The organism is Methylophaga sp. UBA2513, from assembly GCF_002341285.1.
GTDB classification, from domain to species: domain Bacteria; phylum Pseudomonadota; class Gammaproteobacteria; order Nitrosococcales; family Methylophagaceae; genus Methylophaga; species Methylophaga marina.
On sequence record NZ_DDNT01000018.1, the window covers coordinates 77,833 to 93,162 of the forward strand.

The 15,330-nt window shown below is 43.5% G+C and carries 19 protein-coding genes; 18 read left to right on the plus strand and 1 reads right to left on the minus strand.

Annotated elements, in window-relative coordinates:
* Positions 1 to 7: 7 nt before the first annotated feature.
* The 16 genes from B3V56_RS10940 (at position 8) to B3V56_RS11015 (ending at position 13,380) form a co-directional block, all read left to right on the plus strand.
* Complete coding sequence (locus tag B3V56_RS10940) at positions 8 to 421, plus strand: hypothetical protein (RefSeq protein WP_289281567.1); 414 nt, start codon at positions 8 to 10, stop codon at positions 419 to 421.
* Positions 421 to 822: a hypothetical protein gene (locus B3V56_RS10945; protein ID WP_289281568.1), complete on the plus strand. Its 402-nt coding sequence runs from the start codon at positions 421 to 423 to the stop codon at positions 820 to 822. The genes B3V56_RS10940 and B3V56_RS10945 overlap by 1 nt, the downstream gene beginning before the upstream one ends.
* Positions 823 to 988: 166 nt before the next feature.
* Positions 989 to 2,128 carry a hypothetical protein gene (locus tag B3V56_RS10950; RefSeq protein ID WP_289284281.1) on the plus strand — a complete coding sequence of 380 codons (1,140 nt, stop codon included), beginning with the start codon at positions 989 to 991 and terminating at the stop codon, positions 2,126 to 2,128.
* Positions 2,129 to 2,794: a phage baseplate protein gene (locus tag B3V56_RS10955; protein WP_289281570.1), complete on the plus strand. Its 666-nt coding sequence runs from the start codon at positions 2,129 to 2,131 to the stop codon at positions 2,792 to 2,794. It begins immediately after the preceding gene.
* Complete coding sequence (locus B3V56_RS10960) at positions 2,791 to 3,084, plus strand: phage baseplate plug family protein (protein WP_289281571.1); 294 nt, start codon at positions 2,791 to 2,793, stop codon at positions 3,082 to 3,084. Before B3V56_RS10955 ends, B3V56_RS10960 begins: the two co-directional genes overlap by 4 nt.
* Entirely contained in the window at positions 3,084 to 4,499 is a 1,416-nt protein-coding gene (locus B3V56_RS10965) for a transglycosylase SLT domain-containing protein (RefSeq protein ID WP_289281572.1), read from the plus strand. The genes B3V56_RS10960 and B3V56_RS10965 overlap by 1 nt, the downstream gene beginning before the upstream one ends.
* Entirely contained in the window at positions 4,496 to 5,176 is a 681-nt protein-coding gene (locus tag B3V56_RS10970; RefSeq protein WP_289281573.1) for a Gp138 family membrane-puncturing spike protein, read from the plus strand. The genes B3V56_RS10965 and B3V56_RS10970 overlap by 4 nt, the downstream gene beginning before the upstream one ends.
* Positions 5,173 to 5,541: a hypothetical protein gene (locus B3V56_RS10975; RefSeq protein WP_289281574.1), complete on the plus strand. Its 369-nt coding sequence runs from the start codon at positions 5,173 to 5,175 to the stop codon at positions 5,539 to 5,541. The genes B3V56_RS10970 and B3V56_RS10975 overlap by 4 nt, the downstream gene beginning before the upstream one ends.
* Complete coding sequence (locus tag B3V56_RS10980) at positions 5,513 to 6,733, plus strand: baseplate J/gp47 family protein (protein WP_289281575.1); 1,221 nt, start codon at positions 5,513 to 5,515, stop codon at positions 6,731 to 6,733. Before B3V56_RS10975 ends, B3V56_RS10980 begins: the two co-directional genes overlap by 29 nt.
* Positions 6,733 to 7,383, plus strand: coding sequence for a DUF2612 domain-containing protein (locus B3V56_RS10985; RefSeq protein WP_289281576.1), 651 nt, complete (start codon positions 6,733 to 6,735; stop codon positions 7,381 to 7,383). Before B3V56_RS10980 ends, B3V56_RS10985 begins: the two co-directional genes overlap by 1 nt.
* On the plus strand, positions 7,383 to 8,381 hold the full coding sequence (locus tag B3V56_RS10990) for a hypothetical protein (protein WP_289281577.1): 999 nt from the start codon (positions 7,383 to 7,385) through the stop codon (positions 8,379 to 8,381). Before B3V56_RS10985 ends, B3V56_RS10990 begins: the two co-directional genes overlap by 1 nt.
* A complete protein-coding gene (locus B3V56_RS10995; protein WP_289281578.1) occupies positions 8,381 to 8,725 on the plus strand; it encodes a hypothetical protein in 345 nt (114 codons plus the stop codon). The genes B3V56_RS10990 and B3V56_RS10995 overlap by 1 nt, the downstream gene beginning before the upstream one ends.
* A gap of 332 nt (positions 8,726 to 9,057) precedes the next feature.
* Entirely contained in the window at positions 9,058 to 9,327 is a 270-nt protein-coding gene (locus tag B3V56_RS11000) for a hypothetical protein (protein ID WP_289281579.1), read from the plus strand.
* A gap of 63 nt (positions 9,328 to 9,390) precedes the next feature.
* Positions 9,391 to 12,303: a hypothetical protein gene (locus B3V56_RS11005; protein WP_289284282.1), complete on the plus strand. Its 2,913-nt coding sequence runs from the start codon at positions 9,391 to 9,393 to the stop codon at positions 12,301 to 12,303.
* A 58-nt stretch (positions 12,304 to 12,361) separates the two neighbouring features.
* Positions 12,362 to 12,889: a lysozyme gene (locus tag B3V56_RS11010; RefSeq protein ID WP_289284283.1), complete on the plus strand. Its 528-nt coding sequence runs from the start codon at positions 12,362 to 12,364 to the stop codon at positions 12,887 to 12,889.
* The gene (locus B3V56_RS11015; protein WP_289281584.1) at positions 12,886 to 13,380 is read left to right on the plus strand and encodes a lysis protein; all 495 of its coding nucleotides are present in this window, start codon (positions 12,886 to 12,888) and stop codon (positions 13,378 to 13,380) included. Before B3V56_RS11010 ends, B3V56_RS11015 begins: the two co-directional genes overlap by 4 nt.
* Before the next feature lie 29 nt (positions 13,381 to 13,409).
* Here the strand turns inward: B3V56_RS11015 and B3V56_RS11020 are convergent, their stop codons facing one another.
* Positions 13,410 to 13,541 carry a hypothetical protein gene (locus B3V56_RS11020; protein WP_289281585.1) on the minus strand — a complete coding sequence of 44 codons (132 nt, stop codon included), beginning with the start codon at positions 13,539 to 13,541 and terminating at the stop codon, positions 13,410 to 13,412.
* An 852-nt stretch (positions 13,542 to 14,393) separates the two neighbouring features.
* On the opposite strand from B3V56_RS11020, the gene B3V56_RS11025 reads away from it, so the two are divergent.
* Together B3V56_RS11025 and B3V56_RS11030 are read left to right on the plus strand one after the other, a co-directional pair.
* Complete coding sequence (locus B3V56_RS11025; RefSeq protein ID WP_289281586.1) at positions 14,394 to 14,894, plus strand: MarR family winged helix-turn-helix transcriptional regulator; 501 nt, start codon at positions 14,394 to 14,396, stop codon at positions 14,892 to 14,894.
* Between the two features lie 50 nt (positions 14,895 to 14,944).
* A partial coding sequence (locus B3V56_RS11030) for a YybH family protein (RefSeq protein ID WP_289284284.1) occupies positions 14,945 to 15,330 on the plus strand: 386 nt, incomplete at its 3' end.

Below are 15,330 nucleotides of genomic sequence, written 5' to 3' on the forward strand. Positions count from 1 at the left end.
AACTGATATGGCAATAAATAATTTCAGCGTTGAACAGATTGTTGTAACGGTAAATGGTCGAGAAATTACTGATTGGGGCGAGTCTGAGCAGCCAATTAGCGAAGCTCCTATTGATCCAAAAGCAACGTTACGCAGAGGCAAAGGTGGCGGTGCGGTTCGTCTTGATAGGGTGAACCCAGGTCGAGCAGTGACTTTATCATTAAATCCTGGCAGTCCAGACTCAGCCTATATGCAATCGTTATTTAATAGCAATGCGACAATTACTTACACAAGACAAGTTATCGGCACACTTGAAAAAGTTATTGGCACTGAAGGCGTAATTGTAAATGATGGCCCTGTAAATCGTGGCGGTCAGACAATATCTGACGATGAATACATGATCGAACTAAACGCTTGGACTGGCATTAAAGGTGGCGAATAATGTCCGTGGTTGAATCATTCACCGTTGGTAATACCACTTACAACGTGGCGCGTGCATCAGCTGTACAGCAAGATGAAGTGTTGAGCATTTTGACGGCTGCATTAATTCAGCGTCTTGTTGCAGCCGGTGAAAACAATATTGATGCAGATGAATCAGTTTTATTTCCAATGATGATGTCATTGCCATTTCAGGTTAAACAAAAGTTCGATGAGCTTTTAATGTCTCGTATCACAATCAGTGGGCGTGAAGACTTTATCGGTTACAAAGACTTTGACGGCAAGGTCACCGACTACAACCGGCTACGTGCAAAAGTATTGAAGTGGAACCTTGAAGGTTTTTTTACCTACTGGGCAGAAGAAAAAAGCGCCGCAATTCAGGCAATGCAAGAAAGTCAGCAATAAACTGGCACCTGATGCGCCCATGCACAGGCATTCACGGCATCTGTCCACCGTTATGCACATGGGCTGAGCTTAATAATGGCACCTATTCACTTGAGGACGTTGAAATGTTTAATCAGACAATGAATCAAATGATTGCCGATTACAAAGCGTCAGTGGCGAATAAATAGTGAATACAATAAAAAACTTCCTTGTCGGTGTAGGCCTTGATACAAAGGACTTTGATAAAGGCTCTGAGAAAGTTGATAAGGGCTTAGATAGCTTCAGAACAAAGGCGGGATTTGCTGGCGCGGCAATGGTGAGCGCTATGGTCGGCGCTGGTCTTGCTGCTGTTAACGCTGGAAGCAGAATAGATAAACTTAACCTATCAACGTCTGGCATGGATGCATCCACCAAGTTTGTGCATGACTATGGCGGTGCGCTAACCATGCTTGGCGGTGAAGCCAGCGAAGCAGAGCAAGCCTTAAAACGTGTTGAAACAGCTTTAACCAATTTCAGAGTAAAAGGTGACTTTGGTGATTTTCAAAATATCGCCTTAGCTGGTATTGATACCACTGCATTAACACAAGCCAAAGATAGTGAAGAATTTATCAAAATACTGGCTGAGTTAACGCCTGAGCTAAACAAAGACCAGCAACGTATTTTGCAAGAGTCTTTCGGTTTTTCTGATGCGGTCATGCAGTCATTGAGGGGCGGTAGACAGGCTTTAGATCAAAACATTGCACGAGTAGCAGAGTTGACAGGTGATTTTACAAAAGCCACGGAGTCAGCACGAGAATATAACAAACAGATAGCAGAACTTCAGTTAAGAATTGAGGGTATTGGAAACTCTCTGGCAACAAGCATGTTACCAGGCATTAACGGAATATTAGATGCTTTCGGCAATTTTATTGACGACAACAAAAGCTTTATCGAGAGCGCGATAGAAAATCCATCAAATGCCGCTAAGTCAGCCATTATGAGTGGTTATTCAATGCACCCGGGTGTGATGCTTTATGAGTCATATAAAAATGGTTCGCTAGGTAATGCATGGGATGACACAAAATCAAGTGTTGGCGGCTGGTTAGGTGTTGATGATATGCGTCAAGGCGCTGTAGATAGTAATGATGTAAAAACCATCACCCCTGATTTTACGTTTAGAGATACATCGACAGGTGAAGTGACAAAATACACACCACCTGAAATTAAGAACAATTTAGATATTACCCTTGAGTTAGATGGTAGAGCGATTGAGTCAAAAGTAACTAATGTTATTGAAAGACGTGAGCAGGCCACTATCGACGACATGCAATCAACCACGGTCAGATAAATGAGTGTCATTAATTTACTATTTCGGCAGTCACCTAAGCTTGCCGGGTATGAGTTTGATGCTGTTTTAGAAGACACCATTGATGCGAGTATTCAGCTGACACGCTATCCGGTTGAGTCTGGGGCGATGGTTAACGATCACCGAATCATTAACCCGATTAAGTATTACCTGACAGGTGCTGTTAGTAATAACCCTATCAAGCCGATTCTGACTGATTTTGTCGGACTAGCTACAGAGATTGATAGTAACAACCCGTATATTGCGACCATTGCTGGTTTATCTATCGGATTCCTGTCTGGTTCCAATGAGACAAGAGCGTCAAGTGCGCTGCAATTCCTCATTGATTTGATGGTAGTCGGCCTGCCTTTTGATGTAGATACCGTCGATGCAAATCTGGCTAACATGGTGATTACCAGAATTAGCCGGACAAGCAATGCACAGAATGAAAACGGCTTAATCTTTATTGCTGAACTGCAAGAACTGATTACGCTTGATAGATTGCCAGATATTCTGCAACCTTCACAAGTGCAACTTCCCGATGGTGATCCATGTAAAAGCGCGGCGGCGGCTGATGTGAAAAGTGGTCAGCGTGTAGGTTCTGATCCATCAGCAGCGCAAACCACAGCCATTGAACAAGTGCTGCAATATGGCGGGGTGGATATATGATCACCATTCCATTACTGGCCGGCTCAGAAAACGCGCATCAGCAGTTTTCAATGCAGCTTGGTAACAACTACATCGATTTTGTTATTAACTACGTGTCATACCTAGATTTACCTGCATGGACAGTTGATTTATACCGTGATGGCACGCCGCTTGTTTACGGTGCAATGCTTGAGCCGAACGCCAATATTATCGAAGGCTATCAGCTTGGTATTGGTTCACTCGTATTTATCGGTGAAGAGGTCACGCTAGATAATTTAGGTATCGACAACGCTCTAATCTGGACACCGTAATGGCTCAATACTTAAGACGGTGGCAACTTGACATTGACGGTGTTGAGTTTGCAAAGGGTGGTAGCGATAGACAGTTAAGAATTGTTTTTGACGTGATTGTGTCACCTCAAAACACACAGTCATTTGCAGATATCAGGCTGTATAACTTAGCTAAAAGCAATGTGATAAGTAAAGATTCTACCATCACGCTAAGAGCTGGTTTTGAAAACAGTGTTGACCAGATTTTTAGCGGAATCATCACTAACGTACTGCCAGAAAGGGAAGGCGCAAGTACAGCAACAAGAATGCTTTGCAAGTCAGGTTCACCAGCTAATGATAGAGGCTCTGCCAATGCATCATACGGCGCAGGCACAAAGGTTGTTGATGTATTAAAAGACCTGGCCAACTCATGGCCTAGACGCCTTGAGCTTGACGAAACGCAGTTTAATGACAACCCGGTATTTATCAGTGGGTTTATTGCTGATGGTGATATACCCAAGATATTAAACGATCTCGGTTACCAGTTTAATTTTACATGGGTCAATGAGCGCGGAACGCTGGTTATTACCAGGAAAGGCAAAACGCGTAGCACGCCGATATTTGAGGTGAATCAGTACACGGGCATGATTGGCATGCCTGAAGTTAATCGTGGTCCTGATGGCCTTGGTGTCAATGTGAATATGCGGATTAACCCATATATTCGTACAACCAGCCGTATTAACGTTAAGTCAGAGTTCAGTACCTTTAATACGGGCAATATCTTTATTCAACCTTTATCTGGTGACTCGTCGGCAAATGGACTCTATAACGTGCTGGCTATGTCTTACTCAGGTGATAGTCATGGTGATACATGGGACTTGACGATTGACGCTATTAGGCCGGGACAGGCAGCAACACAGACAGCACCAAACATTGATGCTCAGCAATCAACTGGCTCATTAGTTTGGGGCGCGAAAGTATCAAAAGAATTTAGGGCTAAGGTTCGAGAAATTGCTAATAACCTTGGTATGAATGCTGACTGGATCATGTCAGTCATTGCGTTTGAAACGGGTAACTCGTTTGACCCATCGGCGTTTAATAAGTCAGGTGCTACAGGTTTAATTCAGTTCATTCCGTCAACAGCACGCTATTTAGGCACCAGTACAGCAGCCTTATCCAGAATGACAGCGGTACAGCAGCTTGATTATGTTGAACGCTACTATGAGGACTATGCAAGCCGCATTAGAAATATAGGTGATGCTTATATGGCTGTGTTGTGGCCTGCTGGAATTAATCGTGCTGATTCATACGTGCTTTGGCAAAAGGTCGGCAAGTACGCGAGAGAATACGCCCAAAACGCCGGGCTTGATAAAAACGATGATGACACGATTACTCGCGGCGAAGCAGTTGAGCGAGTCAATGACAGCTATAAACAAGGGCTTAAATATCTACGATGAGTAATTCACCTAACACGAATAGCTCATCTGGAATGATTGAGTCCGCCTTTAGAGAATTAATGAAGGGCGTTTATACCTGCGTACCTGGGTATGTTATTTCTTTGATTGATTCAGGCAGTAAGCAGCGTGCACAAATACAAGTAGGTATTGAGCGTGTTGACGTAAATGGTGCTTCGTTTGCACTAAAGCCAATTATTGATGTGCCAGTGCATTTCCCTGGCGGCGATTACTGCATTGAATACGAGATCAATAAAGGCTGTGAAGGGCTGATCATGTTCTCTCAGCGCTGTACCGATGGCTGGAAAAACACAGGTGGTATTGCACAAAACCCAATAGGGCGTATGCATGACTTACAAGATGCCTTTTTTATTCCTGGGTTTCGCAGTGATGGCAATGTGCTTGCTGATTTGCAGAATAACGGTATCAGGCTGAGAAACAAATCAGGCAGTCAGTACGCATGGTTAAAAAACGATGACAGCATTGAGATTGAAAACGGTCTAGGACATATACGCATGGCGGCTGATGGAACAGTCACTATTAATAATGTTGTGATCACACCTGAAGGCCTTATCACTACACCTGAAAACATTGTGTGGGGTAGCGGTTCTATCAGTGGTGAAGATCATGTTCACTCAGGCGTTGATCCAGGTGCAGGAAACTCGGGGCCACCAGTATGACGGTAAGAGCATTAGATGAAAACGGCGATATCGTCACGTATGGCGATATTTTTATATCCGGAAGAGAAGAGATTGCACAAACCTGCGTGACACGGTTAAAGCTGTTCTTGGGTGAGTATTTCCGTGATGTAACAGACGGCACGCCATGGTTTCAGCAGATACTTGGCAAATTCGGAAACTTGAATAATGTCGAGTCACTACTGAGAAACAGGATTGCACGAACACCTGGCGTGGTAAGGCTTCTATCTTTCAATCTTGATTATGACCTGCAAAAAAGAACCATAACTGTATCAAGTTATGTGCTAACAAAATTCGGCGAAACAGAGGTTTTATACAATGGCACAGTTGACAGCTCAGGGTTATAAGTTAAAAACTCAGAACGAGTGGTACGATGAAGAGCGTCAACTTTATTTAGATATTGATGCTGATTGGAACCTCGATCCATCAACGCCAGATGGTTTAAAAATGGCTCATGATGCAGAGGTGTTCTCTGCACTCGATGAAACACTGCAACAAGCCTACAACTCGAAAGACCCAAACAAAGCGCGTGGTAAAGAGTTAGATATTGTCTCTGCACTGACATTCACCACTCGATCACTGGGTACACCTTCAGACGTTGAGCTGTTATTCAGTGGCAATCCAGGCGCAACGGTTTTGTCCGGTGCCATTATTGAATCAGAAACAACGGGTTCAAGATGGGTGATTGATCAGGCTTATACCTTGGATGGTTCAGGGCAGGCCACCGCTACAGCAACCTGTACCGTTATCGGTCAGACTCAAGCTGATGCTGGAACGTTGACTAAAATAATTACTACCATGTCAGGGGTGGTGAGCGTTACCAATCCTTCACCAGCAACACCAGGCACAACAAAAGAAAGAGACGCATCTCTACGACTAAAGCGTAAAGCTTCAGTGGCTAGACCTGGATCAAATCAGGTTGGTTCAACATATGGAGAGCTTTACTCGGTAGAAGGTGTAAGGCGCGTTAGGGTTTACGAAAACTTTACTGGTTCTGCAACTGTTGATCCGGTTTTTAATCCACACGGTTTACCTGCACATTCAATGGCCGTCATCGTAGATGGTGGTGATGATTATGATGTCGCTTATGCTATTTATTTAAAGAAAAACCCTGGACCACAATTAGTTGATGTTGGTGATGATGTAACTGTCATCGTCACGGACGAAGAATATCTAACAAACACACAGCCAATTCTTTTCAATCGACCAACTTATGTCGATATGGTGATCGCAATTGAGCTGACTGATGACAATGACGAATTACCGGAAGACATTGAAAACCTAATACAAGAAGCCTTTCTTGAGTTTGCTAACGGGTCAATGACTTCTCCCTCATGCGGGTTTAGAAATAGAGGTTTTGAAATAGGCGAGTCAGTGCCTTATAGCAGTCTTTATACACCAATAAATCATGTTATTGAGCCTTACGGCAACGCCTATGTATCGGCGCTTACAGTTAATGGCGCAACAACCAATCAGGCGATTGCATATAACGAGCTAAGCCGTTGGACTGAATCAAACATCACCGTGACGATTGCCTAATGAATCTGCCAGATAGGATTTACAGTCAGTATCGGACTAAGCCGAAGCTAGTCGATTGGATGAATATTGCCCGTAAACTAGGCGGTGATATAGAAGCTGCGGCTGAAGCGGTTAGGTATTCATACGATATTGATACGGCGGCAGGTGAACAGCTTGACATCATTGCAAGAATCGTCGTTATTGACCGTGGGTTTATTGCCAACATTCCGCTTGATCAAGTAAGGGCTGACGCAGTTGAATCAACGCAAGCAAGGGCTGGTGATGGTTCAAGAGCATCAGCCAAAACCGCTGCATCTGATTCTACTATGTCAGATGGTCTACTTCGCATTGCAATTAAAGCCAAAATAGCGAAAAACAATGGTGATGCAACCATCCGAAGCATATTAAAACAGATGATGATCATAGCTCCAAATATCGAATACATCTCTGTTTTCGATAATCAGGATATGACATTCGGTATTGAGTTTTCTGGTGATATCGACCCACTAACAAGATGGGCACTTTTTAATTCAGACTTAATTCAAAGGCCGCAAGGCGTTCAATTTTTAGGTATCACAGAAAAATCAGATTTTTATAGGGCTGCCCCAACTGCTGATGCAGTAAGAGCTGGGCAAGAAGATATCAGAGCAAGAAGATATAGGGGCGAATAATGACAATAAATGTCAAAACAACATATCCAGACAATGCTGATGCTGCATCTTTAGATTATATAACAGGCAGCTTCAGGAATGACTCAACGCCATCATCTGAGGATGGTACACCTTTAGAAGTGGCATGGATGAATGACTTTTTAGGTAGTCGTGATGCTATTTTAGCCGAAGGTGGCGTGACACCGAGCGGAGTTCCAGATACTGCGCAAGAATCAGATGTTTTGGATGCTTTAAAGCAGATCATTGCTGACAATACACCTGATCAATCAACTCCGATTGTGTCCGGATTAGTCGTTACAAATAATGTTACAGATTTAGAACATGACATTGATATTAGTGCTGGTAGGTATGGTTCAAATATCCTAGCAGCAGGTATGACAAAGCGACTGGACGCTACATTTTCCGCAGGAACAGGTAACGGTGGCATGGTTGGAACCCTTCCAGCGTCAGGGGTTGTATATATATTTTTCATTAGAAAAGATTCAGACGGTTCGCTAGATGTCTATGCTGAGACTACGAATGGAGCAACACCTCCTAGCGGTTGGTCGATTATAAAATGCATAGCGATTAGACCAACTGACGCAGATGGAAACCTGATAAACGTTAGCGTTATCGGTAATGGAAGCATGCTTTCCATATCACCAGTTGCTCTAGTTGCTGATATTTCAGCAACAAATCCTAGTACAACAAGAACGCTTTACCCTGTATCTGGTGTCTTAAGCTGCCCTCCAAATGTGAGAGCTAAGCTGCTTGTTTCGTATGAGTCACTTCCATCTGGTCAGGCTACAGCAGTTCTTATAACAAGTGTAAATCAATCAGATGTCGACCCAGATATAACCACCATGCATACGCTTAGCGCGTCATCACAATCTACCCGTTCAGCTGCCGAAATAGATGTTTACATCGGATCCTCAAGACAAATATATGCGAGAAGAACTGCAGAAAATGGGCAGAACCTAAAAGTCATTGTCACGGGCTGGATTGAGGATAGAAGCTAATGTTTGTTCATAGACTGAACGGTGAGATTATTGGTTCAGGGGCAAATCCACAAACAGATAGAGCGCCTGAGATTGCTGATGAGAATAACGCCGCATGGATGATTTTTAAAAAAAAATTAGATAATCATTCAACGCTATCAAAGTTAAAAGCCATCGACTATTTCATCGATACGAACCAGTTCGATGCTTTCATGGCTTTCATTGAAGCTGACAAGAAGCGCGAACAAAGATGGAACGCTGCTCAAAATCTGGGTATTGACGATCCAATGATGGATGACTATTGCAGTGAGTTTAATGTGTCAGACCAACAACTTCAGGGTTTATTCAATGCGCTCAATACTTAGCAAGATTAGGTCTTTTGCCAGTGTTCGCTTTTTCAATGCATTGACTCTAGTGAGCCAAGCCGCGAACGGATTACTTTTAGGCGGCAATCCTGACGAGTCCATAAGTGCCAGATGCTTCCGTCAAGGAAAGCTAGACGCAGATGCAGGATGGTATAGAGCAATGAAAATGGTTGATACCTTGTTCTGGCTTTTTCAAAAAGACCACTGCCATAAAGCATGGCTCACTGATTATAACCATGCACTAAAAATAGTCCGTCAATACTAACCGAAACAACTACCCGAAACACAGACCGCGAAAGCGGTTTTTTTACGTCTATTAGATGGAGATAAGAATGTCTACCTCAATTACATATGAAGTAATACCCGCTGATGGTTGGGTAGAAATATCCGCGGCTGACGGTCTTGAAGGTCTAGTTTGCAATGACGGAGATACCTGCCGTTATGCAGAGACAGCATCAACAGAGCCCGGCGAAACTATCAAGGGAACAGTATTAAAACGCTCAGAAGAATTCCCAAAGCTTTCAACTAAAAAAGCATGGATTAAATGTGACATTGGTAAGGCTGCAATTACATTTACTGAGTGGGAAGCTCCAGCAGCATAAATCCAATGACCAACCAAAACCAAGACCGCCTAAAGGCGGTTTTTTTATGCCTGGAGAAAATGCATGCTGAATAAAAAGGTGCTTGCTGCGATTATTAGTTTGAGGATGCGTGGCGGCTCAAGTGTGGTGGGTGAAGGCACGCTAATCTCTCAACCAGCAGACTATCGCGGTATAGCCAATACTGAGGCACAAAACTTAGGTTCTGTGGTTGCAGGCTTTGAGGTTGTGCCTACTGTAGACATTCTTCCTAAGCATTTAGTAGTTAAGATTGTTCCAGGCAACATTCTAAGCGCAGCAAGTAGAAAACTGAGTACAAGAGCTGTTAACGAATTCACAGACTTTGATATTCGCATCAAGGTTTCATATCGGAACGGTGACCCGGTTCCAGACTGGTTTGGCATTATTAATCCTGTTACAGAAGAAGCGCATAACCTCTTAACGGATAGTTCTGAGGGCACGCTGCATGCCATGATTCCTGTGGCTGGTGACTTTAATGTCACGGTTGAGGTTATGTCACCAAGCGGTATTGATGGTCAAGTAAGGTTTGCTTCTCTGACTAAAGAATTGAATCCCATCACTGAAAGCACGTTACCTATTCGCTTTTACGATCAGGATGATGGTGACGCAGGTAATGATGGCCTTGACCCTTGGGGGGTTAGCCTTACAACGGCAGCCTATACCGACTCAACTCAAATCGTAGAGCAAACAGGGGCTTTCACATCAGTTGATACCGATGCAGCAACGGCTGATATCTGCCCGATTTATCACTACAACTTTATTTATTTATCTGGCGCTACAGAGGGTGGTTTCCCTGCTGGTTTATATCGTTTCACCAAGGTTAATGATAACCAGATTCAACTTGCCGAGGCGCTTGGTGCTGATTATACAAATGTTACCAGCTCTACTGGGCCGAAGCAGACAATCACTGGTGGAGCGTTTGATAATCTTGGTGGTGAGACTTATTACCTATCAGGGAATTATACAAGAAGTTATGCGATTAATTTTAGCTCTACCGGATATCACCTGATCGGGTATAAAAATAGACCAGTCATAACTAATGATTCACCTAGTCGTGTAATTTCATACGGTTTTGGGGGTGGAGGTAGCCTTTCTGGATTTAATTTCTTTGGAAACTTAATAATTGATGGAGAGAGGACTAGTGCATGCGTAGCACAGTCTATGTCATCTAGCGGGGCTGGTACATTCAGAAACCTAGTTCATCGGGTTGATTTCATTAACTCGGTTAGCGCCGGCTCTAGTGTGGACATGCTAACAACTGACACAGGGGAGTGGACGCGAACATTGACTATGCTCCAGTGCAAATTTCAGCAATTAATATCTGATAGGTTTGAGCACACAAGCGCAGGCAATTTAGCTGGAACCATAAACTTTCAAGTATCAGCAACAATAGACCCTTCTACTCCGGCTACTGGCTACCTTTGGTATCTGGATGCTACAGGTCGAATACTATCTGATGACGACACAGTTAGACATAGAATCCCATACCTAAGCTGGTCTGGCGATACTTTTGTTTTGGATTCTGCTACAACAAGAGATTGTCCTGCTGGTGCTTATGTGGTTACTGGTGGGCCAGAGCTATACTCATACCAAGTCGTTCATGATGTGAGAAACAGAGATAGTGATTTTGGTGTTGTAGCCTGTGATTTTGAAACAGATTGCAAGGATGACACTAAAGATCATCATTTATACCCAACAGGTTACCTTGATAACTTGCTCGTTACTCTAAACAACTTCGGTAAAGGTATGGGTGTTTCTTATGCTGTTAATGGTAATTTAAAGTCTCAAATAGAAGATCTGACGCATTACAACATAGCCTTTACAAACAATAAGCTATCCAAGTACATGCGAATGGGCGTTGACTGCTCTATCACAAATACATATTCATACCCTGTTGAGTACGCGGAAGGACTGTTGCTTGCTGACAATTATTCAAATGTTATGCACTGTCTGTATTATGGCAGTAACGCAAGGACTATTCGTTTTGCCAGAAACAGTGATATAGATACTGCTGGATTGCACAACGAGTACACAAATTGGGCGACTGTAGTTTTGGCTACAGCAGCGGCAACAGACAGTGCTGAATTTCATATTACTGCTGACGGCAATGTAGTCACAGATAGGCAGTTCATCAAAGCTGATGACGGTCAAACGCAGTTTGATGTTGTAGATAATGACGCTCAGATTGATTTTGACGGTGTCACTATGCGAATTGACTCAACAGCTTACGCTGATGGGGTTATTGACCGCAACAATCTGTACGCACCTGCGAACGCTGCTGGTTATATCGCTCTCATTGACGGTGCTGGTTATAACATAACAGAGTTCAATACAGAGGTAAGCGGCACAAATACATCAGAAGCGTCAGGGCCTACTTTAACAGAAGTCTTTGTCGGTGATTTTGTTGCACCCGATCTCGCAGACGTTGCAGACCTCACTGGATGGTCTGCTCTTGAAGAAGTATCCAGCATCGCTCTTGAGATAGACTCAAATCAAGTTTATAACCGTGGTGACATCAGCCGCCGCTCTAACTTTGCCGAAGCGGTTATTACTGATGATCACCATGCAACCGTAACAGCAATAACAACTGGAGCATCCACCCGAGTTTATGTATTAACTAGGGTTAACCCTGCACTCATAGGATATGAGGTTAGCCAGTTCTATGCGATGGAATTTGATATAAACACAACCGCGGGAACAGCATCTGTGCAAGCATTTCGTGTTAATGGAGCAACTGAAACCCCTCTCGGTTCTGCTGCGAATCTAACTGGCTTAACTGGCACAAACATATTACAGATGAGAGCTATTGGCACAACATTGGAGATGTATGTGAATGGTGACTTAGCAGCCACAACTACAGATGCTACCTATACAACAGGTAAAACAGGCATGAGGATAATACAGCTTCCTAGTACAACAGCCCGTATCTCTGCCTTTTCGTGCGGCAACATTACCTAAATTAAACAATGCTCATTAAGACCCGCTTCGGCGGGTTTTTTATTGCCTGGAGAAATGGATGAAAAAGCGAATCATAGCCGGTGTTATCGGTGGGCTTGTTCTAGCAAGTCAGCCATTGATGGATTTTCTCAGCAAATGGGAAGGTGGTAGCGGTGGTATGACTGTTTACGCTGACAATCTAGCAAATGGACTACCTACAACCTGCCATGGAATAACAAAGTACGTGACTGATGAGCCTGTGATTGTGGGTGAGTATTGGTCACAGGAAAAATGCGATCGCGTTATGAGCGTATCACTTGGCAGGGTACAAACAAAATTACTTGATTGCCTTGGCTTTCTGCCACCACAAACTGTTTTTGATGGGCTATCAAGTCTTGCTTGGAATGTGGGCTATGTTAAAGCGTGTAATAGTCAGTCAGCTAAATATGCAAGGCAAGGTAAATACAAGAAAGCGTGTGATTTACTGGCAACGACATTCTCAGGCAAACCAAACTGGTCATATGCAAGTGGTCAGTTTATTCAAGGCTTATATAACCGAAGACAAGATAACCGAGATAATCTCTGTTTAGCAGGACAGTATCAATGAATCCCCTTAAGCCGTACATTTTGATTGGCTTGTTTTTCTCTGGGTTAAGCATTGGTGTCGGCACGGGTTGGTGGATTAACGGATTGATTAAAAATGCTGAAATATCAAACCTAAAAACAGCACACAGCAACGAGTTAAAATCCATATCTGAAGAAGCACTAAACACACAGCAATCATTACAAGCCGAACTCGACGCTAACGAAAAGCTATGGGCCACTGCTGAAGCCATCCAATACAGGAAACTACGTGATGCAGAAAATGAAATTAATCAGCTTCGTGATGATGTTGCTGCTGGGCGTAAGCGCCTGCTCATCAATGCAACCTGTCCAGCCGGTAGCGACAACGTGCCCGAAACCAGCTCCGATACCAGCATGGGCGAAAGAGCCGCCCCCAGACTTACTAAAGACGCTGAACGGTATTATTACACCCTCGTCGAGCAAATAGTAACTATGACAGCCCAGCTTCGGTATTATCAGGCAAGGTGCGAGTAACCAATCAGTTACTCGCTTGCCAGGCTATATTAATAGCCCCTCAGCCCACTAGATAGCTGTTCCGATTCTTTTAACAGGATCTCAATTAACTTTTTCATTTCTTCGTTTTTTGAGTTATCCGCTAACTCCCTCAACTCATTAACTGTTTCCTTTGAAAGCATATCCAATCTCCTTATTTTGACGAAAAAAATACTTTCGCCACGATTTAAAATAACTTTATCAAACAAATAGATAAAATTCTCTTTTTTCACACTTGGCGAAAGTGGATTGTTTGCTAACTATCTAATTTTGCGTGAATATTTGGCGGCCTTCTAAGCCGAGGGTAGCAGGTTCGAGTCCTGCCGGGCGTACCAACACTTATCTATAGCAGACAATTCAGCGGAAGTGCTCACTCACTTTACTTTCGCCATGCATCGGCCTACCGATTTATTTATTGTGTATCTCAGAACAAATTGATCATGTGAAGCTTCAGTATCTTACGATAGTTCAATTCTGCCAAGAAAATCTGGGTTGTGATTTTGCCAACCAATTGAGCACATTTGATGCCGGGTTTGACCTTCCCTTGAATTATACGCCGCCTCTTGAACATCCCAGGCGAGCCGCATAATATATCTAAATCTCCTCTTTGCCCATTATCGGGCTTATTTGAAGTGTCCGCAAAGTCAGGTTAGAACCCGGATTTGGTGCTCTGAGTTGCGCGTCTGTGGATGTTTTTTGTTCGTCATAGCGCTTCCTTTCTAGCAATATCAATTAGTTACACATAGAAAAATCTATAAACAATCCATGGAATACGATGATATTCCATGAAACCTCATGACACACGCTGTGTGCCCTAAGGTGTTGATATTGCTATTTACTACACTGTGAAACGTTGTGATGTCTGCATCACAATTTGGGACTAAAAAACTCATCTAGGGAGTCCCATCATCCACATGGCATGAATTTTTGGAAGGGTGAAAGGCCAGACTAAATAAATCTTGCAATTAGTTAGCTAACTAACTATAGTGGGAAACATGTTGGAGCTTAAAGATTTACCAGACGCGGACATCCTTAAGAAATTTGCTGATCGGTATCCCGAAGTAGATATTGATAGGGTCATGCAGTTTCTAACATTCTTGCGTGTTGGCACAGATCTCTCAAACGGCCTAGACCGCTACCTAGAGGCGCATGCTTTATTGCAAGGACGATGGTGGGTACTGGTGCTATTGATGCGAGAAGATGATGGGTGTTCTAGCCCATCCAAGCTGGCAGGAAAAGCCGGTGTCAGTCGCGCCACTATGACTGGACTCCTAAATAGTCTGCAACGTGACAAATTAGTCACCAAAATGGTCTCGCATGAGGACCGCAGACAAACACTGATCAAACTTACTACAAAAGGTCAGGCGAAACTTGATGAAGTGATGCCCGAATACTACCGGCGAGTCAACCAACTGATGTCAGTCTTGACAGAGGCGGAGAGCAAGACGCTTATGCAGATCCTGGCAAAATTGAACCAGCAGCCTGTGTTTTTATGAGTACTTTTTTATATATTTAATTAGCATCCTAACCAACCAGGAGGTTACCAATGAAAGAATCGAGAAAGAGTTCAAGAGAAATTGTCAAGAGTGCCAATCAACAGTGGAATCAGGCGCTTAACCAAGGTGAGCTGGAAAGTCTGATTGATTTATATGGTGATTCGGCGACCGTCTCGCCAGGCGATGGCACCTTGCTTGAGGGCCATGATGAGATAAGAAAATTATTCTCAGGCTTTATCGAGGGTGGTGTGCACAATCATCAGATTGAAACAGTGAAAATTATTGATGCTGAGAGGCAAATTACCCAAGTAGGTTATTGGAAAGCTGAAGGCGTTAATGCCGATTCACAACCAATCGAGTTTGGTGGAGTGTTAGTTACTGTTCTGGAACAAAATGATGAGGGTGAATGGCAGCTGCAGTCTCATGTTTGGAATGT

Excerpts from the sequence above, each read along its gene's own strand:
- B3V56_RS10940 (WP_289281567.1), top strand. The coding sequence starts at position 8 with ATGGCAATAAATAATTTCAGCGTTGAACAGATTGTTGTAACGGTAAAT.
- B3V56_RS10945 (WP_289281568.1), top strand. The coding sequence starts at position 421 with ATGTCCGTGGTTGAATCATTCACCGTTGGTAATACCACTTACAACGTG.
- B3V56_RS10955 (WP_289281570.1), top strand. The coding sequence starts at position 2,129 with ATGAGTGTCATTAATTTACTATTTCGGCAGTCACCTAAGCTTGCCGGG.
- B3V56_RS10960 (WP_289281571.1), top strand. The coding sequence starts at position 2,791 with ATGATCACCATTCCATTACTGGCCGGCTCAGAAAACGCGCATCAGCAG.
- B3V56_RS10965 (WP_289281572.1), top strand. The coding sequence starts at position 3,084 with ATGGCTCAATACTTAAGACGGTGGCAACTTGACATTGACGGTGTTGAG.
- B3V56_RS10970 (WP_289281573.1), top strand. The coding sequence starts at position 4,496 with ATGAGTAATTCACCTAACACGAATAGCTCATCTGGAATGATTGAGTCC.
- B3V56_RS10975 (WP_289281574.1), top strand. The coding sequence starts at position 5,173 with ATGACGGTAAGAGCATTAGATGAAAACGGCGATATCGTCACGTATGGC.
- B3V56_RS10980 (WP_289281575.1), top strand. The coding sequence starts at position 5,513 with ATGGCACAGTTGACAGCTCAGGGTTATAAGTTAAAAACTCAGAACGAG.
- B3V56_RS10985 (WP_289281576.1), top strand. The coding sequence starts at position 6,733 with ATGAATCTGCCAGATAGGATTTACAGTCAGTATCGGACTAAGCCGAAG.
- B3V56_RS10990 (WP_289281577.1), top strand. The coding sequence starts at position 7,383 with ATGACAATAAATGTCAAAACAACATATCCAGACAATGCTGATGCTGCA.
- B3V56_RS10995 (WP_289281578.1), top strand. The coding sequence starts at position 8,381 with ATGTTTGTTCATAGACTGAACGGTGAGATTATTGGTTCAGGGGCAAAT.
- B3V56_RS11000 (WP_289281579.1), top strand. The coding sequence starts at position 9,058 with ATGTCTACCTCAATTACATATGAAGTAATACCCGCTGATGGTTGGGTA.
- B3V56_RS11005 (WP_289284282.1), top strand. The coding sequence starts at position 9,391 with ATGCTGAATAAAAAGGTGCTTGCTGCGATTATTAGTTTGAGGATGCGT.
- B3V56_RS11010 (WP_289284283.1), top strand. The coding sequence starts at position 12,362 with ATGAAAAAGCGAATCATAGCCGGTGTTATCGGTGGGCTTGTTCTAGCA.
- B3V56_RS11015 (WP_289281584.1), top strand. The coding sequence starts at position 12,886 with ATGAATCCCCTTAAGCCGTACATTTTGATTGGCTTGTTTTTCTCTGGG.
- B3V56_RS11020 (WP_289281585.1), bottom strand. The coding sequence starts at position 13,541 with ATGCTTTCAAAGGAAACAGTTAATGAGTTGAGGGAGTTAGCGGATAAC.
- B3V56_RS11025 (WP_289281586.1), top strand. The coding sequence starts at position 14,394 with ATGTTGGAGCTTAAAGATTTACCAGACGCGGACATCCTTAAGAAATTT.